This is a genomic window from Sphingopyxis sp. LK2115, from assembly GCF_014595975.1.
In the GTDB taxonomy this organism is placed as follows: Bacteria; Pseudomonadota; Alphaproteobacteria; order Sphingomonadales; family Sphingomonadaceae; genus Sphingopyxis.
In genome coordinates this window covers 1-4,687 of sequence record NZ_JABWGQ010000004.1, presented here as the reverse complement: position 1 = coordinate 4,687, position 4,687 = coordinate 1, and the positions used below count along the sequence as shown (strand labels likewise).

General features: G+C 64.5%; 2 protein-coding genes and 1 pseudogene. 1 reads left to right on the top strand and 2 read right to left on the bottom strand.

All coding sequences use genetic code 11. The features are described from left to right. Positions 1-647: 647 nt before the first annotated feature. Together HUW43_RS00865 and HUW43_RS00860 are read right to left on the bottom strand one after the other, a co-directional pair. On the bottom strand, positions 648-1,799 hold the full coding sequence (locus HUW43_RS00865) for an AMP-binding protein (RefSeq protein ID WP_188235707.1): 1,152 nt from the start codon (positions 1,797-1,799) through the stop codon (positions 648-650). A gap of 92 nt (positions 1,800-1,891) precedes the next feature. Then, positions 1,892-4,354, bottom strand: coding sequence for a TonB-dependent receptor plug domain-containing protein (locus HUW43_RS00860; protein ID WP_411157921.1), 2,463 nt, complete (start codon positions 4,352-4,354; stop codon positions 1,892-1,894). A 210-nt stretch (positions 4,355-4,564) separates the two neighbouring features. Between HUW43_RS00860 and HUW43_RS15985 the strand changes: the two are divergent. Further along, a pseudogene (locus HUW43_RS15985) lies at positions 4,565-4,687 on the top strand (RepB plasmid partition); the annotation flags it as partial.

Sequence of the window (4,687 nt, the reverse complement as noted above, 5' to 3'; positions counted from 1 at the left end):
TGGCCCACGGCCACAGCCGAAATTACACCACCTTGACGGACGCGACCAAACTTTCCGCCGGGCGCTACTATCTATCCGATATCGTACCGGAAGTGGCAGGTTTGCGCGCGGCCGTTCGCAATGGAGAAAAGTATCTGCACTTTTGAGATCGACGCAAGTAGACCAGTTCCAACGCATTGGGACGAAAGACTGCTCTTAATCAGCGGGTCCTAGGTTCGAGCCCTAGTGCGTCCACCAAAATCTCACTATAAATTAGCAACTTAGGCAAGTCGAAGATCCTCGCGAGAACCGGTGCGGCTCCGCTAGGTAGCTCTCTAGGTAGCAGGGGAACCAGTTCATATCTGGCAGAAGAATCGTACGCATGGGCAAGCCCCCTTGCGAAACGTCCGGCGGAATGGACTGATTTGCGTTGCAGCTCGGAGTGATGCTGGGCCGGCCCGGTCGGGTATTGTAGCTGTGCCCCGCCCTGTATCTGTGTAACCACGGTACTATGATGCGCGATACCGCCACCGCAGCGCCCGCTTGCAACCTGCCGATGGCATTTTGCGGCAGCGCAGTGATCCGTTGCCTCATTTCCCGGCGATACCGCGCATAGGTCGCTAGTCCTGCACCAAAGACGACTGCCGATGCGATCTTGAGCGGCGTTGCTAGACGCATGTTGCTTCTCCTTCAGGCCGAGGCGAACCTCGCCACGCGGGCTGCAGCCGATCATCCGCAATTCTCCGGAACCGGCAAGCTTCGTTTCTGGTACAAGCCTGAAATCCGGACGTTCGGCCAAAGCAGGATGTTCTCACGATGGCATCTCGCGCAAACGACCAGAGCCTCGGCTCCGCCAATCGTAGAAGCATGGCGCTCGAAAAAGGCGGTAGATTGCCCTGGTGGCACGAGCGTGTCGGCGAGCCCATCCGTCCCGCTGCCGTGGCTAGAAGCACCCCGCCGTGCCCATGGACGATCGCCTTGGGGAGGCCCGTGGTGCCGCTCGAATAGAGGATCCACAGCGGGTGGTCGAAGGGCAGCCATTCGGGCGTGAAGTCGGCGACCGCCGCATCGTCGCCGGCGGTGGCTCCGGCGAAATCGATGGTGCCGGCAAGCGCCTGATCACCCATTCCGGTGGCGATGAGGAACACCACCTCGATCGCGGGAAGCTGCTCGCGGATTGCCGCTACCGCCGCGCTCCGGTCCATCGCCTTGCCCGCATAGAACACGCCGTCGACGGCGATGAGCACCTTGGGTTGCGTCTGCCGCCAGCGGTCGAGCACTGCGTTGGTGCCCATGTCGGGCGAACACAGCGTCCACACCGCGCCGATGGCGGCGCAGGCGAGAAGGCCAATCACCGCTGCAGGAATGTTCGGGAGGTAGGCGGCAACGCGGTCGCCCGGCGCCACGCCCCTCTCGCGCAGGGCGAGCGCCAGAGATGCCACCTGACGCCGCAGTTCCGCCCAGCCGATCCTCATGATTTGCCCTCGCTCGTCCATGGCGACGATCGCCGGCTGACCTGCAGCCTCGGCCGCAGCCGTGTGGCTGAAGACATGCTGCGCATAATTGACCTGTGCGCCCTCGAACCAGCGGGCGTTGGGCATGGCGTCGGTGCTGAGGATCGCAGTCGGCTTGGTCGGCGAGGCGATGCCCTCGTAATCCCAGATGCTGCGCCAGAAGCCTTCCGGATCCTCGACCGACCATCCGTGGAGCTCGGCATAGCTGCCAAACGTCTGCCCGCGCGTATCCTTCAGCCAGTCGGTATAGAGGCGGATCTGGGGAATGGGGCCGGGTGCAACCACATTGTTCCTGAGACGGGTCATTGGGAGAGGGGCCTTGTCCTTTGTCTGATGCCGCTGGCGTCGGGCTCGCGTGCCGGTGACGGACGGCGGCATGCGTCCGTCACCGGGGTCGTTCAAAGCGAAGTGCGCAGGCTCATCGCCGCATATCGTCCGATCACGTTGTAGGTGCCGCCGATACCGTCAGTTCCTGGGAAAAACGGCGGGGTTGCATTGAACAGGTCGTTGATCTGCAAGCCCAGCTCGGTAGCCTTGAACATGCCGATATCGGGCAGTCGCACGTTGAGCCGCAGATCGACGGTGGTGTAGCCCTCCGACGAGAACAGCGCCGCGCCGGTGGGCGTCGCGTAGGATGCCGTGATGCCCGAGCGGTGGTTGACGAAGTTAACGAATGTCACCGGCCCCGCGGTGATGCCGAGCGTCGTGCGCAGGGTCGTGCGAGGGATGCCGGCATCGAGCGAATTGCTCACCGGAGAGGTAGGCGAGAGCTGGCTCTCGTAGTTGAGGATGTAGTTGCCCGCGATCCCGCCGAAGATCGTGGCCGCGCCGACGGACTGCCGGTAGCGCAGGTCGAAATCGAGCCCGTTGGTCTTGCGCACCCCGAAGTTGCCCTGCCGCAGATCGAGGATGTTGCCGATCGTCGGCACCGCCGCAAAAGTGTAGAAGAACGGCACGGTGTTGGTGATGTACGAACTCAGCTGCTGCTGGCTGGGGTTGCGGATGACGCGCGAGGCAAATGTCGGATCGCTGAAGAGCAGCGCGCCAAGGCCCGAGGGTGTGCCAATCACGTTGTCATACTTGATTTCGTAAAGTGTGACGCTCGCGGCAAGGCCCGGCGCGAATTTGGGGCGCAGGTCCGCCCCCACCGACCAGGTGCGCGCGGTCTCGGGGGTGAGCGCCCGGTTTCCGCCGAACAGCAGGATGGTGTTGACCTGCGCCGCCCCGCGCGACGGGTCGCGCGCACCGAAGGCATCCACCAGCGCCGCCGCCGAGTAGTAGGAGCCGACCGTCGAGCCGAGATCGCGCAGGCCCGGTGCGCGGAACGATTCACCGAAGCTACCGCGCAGGTTCAAGCCGTCGAGTGGCTCCCATGTCAGGCCGATCTTGGGATTGGTCGTCGAACCGAAGTCGCTGTAATGATCGTAACGGCCGGACAGCGAGAGCGTCAGGCTCTGCGCCAGCGGACCGGCATTGCCAGAGCCGACGATCGGCACGAACAGTTCGCCATAGACCGACTGGATATTGCGCGAGAGATCCTCGGGAAAACCGACGCCACCGCTCTGGCCGCGCTGCATGTAGGTTTCCCGCCGATATTCGGCACCGAGTGCGATCTTGATGTCGCCGCCCGGCAGCGTGGCGAGCGGGCCGTCGATCCGCGCCGCGCCCATGCGCAGGCGCTGGCGGTTGGTGAAGTCGGTCGGGTTGTCGAGGATCGCCGCGACGACGTTGGGCGCGGTTCGCGTGCCGAACGGGTCGAGCGCGGTTGCGGTCGTCGTTCCGGCAGCCGCCGCAGTCAGCGCGGTGGTGTTGATACCGGGTTGGAAGGTGTCGTTGCGCGACCAGTTAAAAGTGCCCGAAAGTGTCGCCCTGAAGTCGTTGGGCAGCGCGATGTCGAGCCCGGCAGTGGCATTGCCGGTGCGCACCCGGAAGGTCTGGTCGAAGTGATCCGTGCCGACCAGCCTGTCGGGCCGGAAGTCGAAGAATCCGAACGCGGCATTTGTGCCCGGCGGCGCGCGGAAGAACGGGTTTGCCGCAGTGATCAGCACGAAGGTCTGCCCCGGCAGCGCCGCCTGCACGATGTCGTTGCGATCGGAATAGAGCACATCGGCCCAAGCGGTGATCGTGCTCGTAACGTCCTGCCGCACGGAGACCAGCCCGGCGTGCGTGCGGTTCTGCGGAAGCAGGTCCACCGGGCCGCGCGGGTCGCAGCGGTTGACGCCCGGGGCAAGGTTCGGCGCGGCGTAGATCGTGCCGGTGAAGAGGTTGACGTTGGCATCGGGGCACACGGCCGAGCGTGTGTCGATCCCGCCCACCTCGCGGAAATCGAGCTGGCGGTATTTGCGGTCAGCCCCGGTGATGTTGCTGTTTTCCTGGTACTGATATGCAACAACCAGCGAGCCGCTGTCCCACGCCTGACCACCGATCGCGCCCGCGTTGAAGGCGTTGTAATCATCAGCAAAGCCGGAGCGGACGATTGCTTCGATCCCTTCCACCTTCTTGCGGGTGATAAAGTTCACCACCCCGGCAACGGCTTCCGAACCGTAGACTGCCGAGGCGCCGTCGGCGACGATTTCGACCCGCTCGATCGCGAGTTCGGGGATGAAGGGGAAGTCGGGATTGGTCTGCTGGGTGCTGCCCGAGATGAGGCGATTGCCGTTCATCAGCGGTAGGGTCGCGGCCGACGGAAGCCCGCGCAGGCCCGGCGCAAAAGAGCCGAGCCCGCCGTTGCTGACCCTCGGCGCGGTGTTGAAGCTGTTGAGCTGCGGCACGGTAGCGAGCAGCTCGGGCGTGCTCGCCGCGCCGATCAGCTTGGCATCCTCGCGCGTGACGGTGATGAGGTCCGATCCGATCGGCGGCACGCCGCGGATGCTCGAGCCGGTGACGATAATGACGTTCTTGGGCTCGGCGACGGTCGCGTCAGCTTGCCTGCGCTGGGCGGCCTGTTCGACCGTGCGCTCACCCCCGATCTCGACGCCGCGCAAATCCCCAACCGTGCACTGCTGGCTGCCACCTTCAAGCTGGGCTGGCTGATCGAGGATGGCCGCCTGCCGCCTGTGCAGGAGCACCGAATGATTGCGCGGGCCGTTGAGCGAGGGGTGGCTCCGGCCGTTATAGCCGAGGCCTTGGGGCTGGAGGTCGGGTCGGTACACCGCAAATTTCGCCTGCTGGACGGGATCTGCCCGGAAGCGGTG

What these genes read in the sequence shown, in the direction of transcription:
- HUW43_RS00865 (WP_188235707.1), bottom strand. Translation starts at nt 1,799, where the DNA reads ATGACCCGTCTCAGGAACAATGTGGTTGCACCCGGCCCCATTCCCCAG.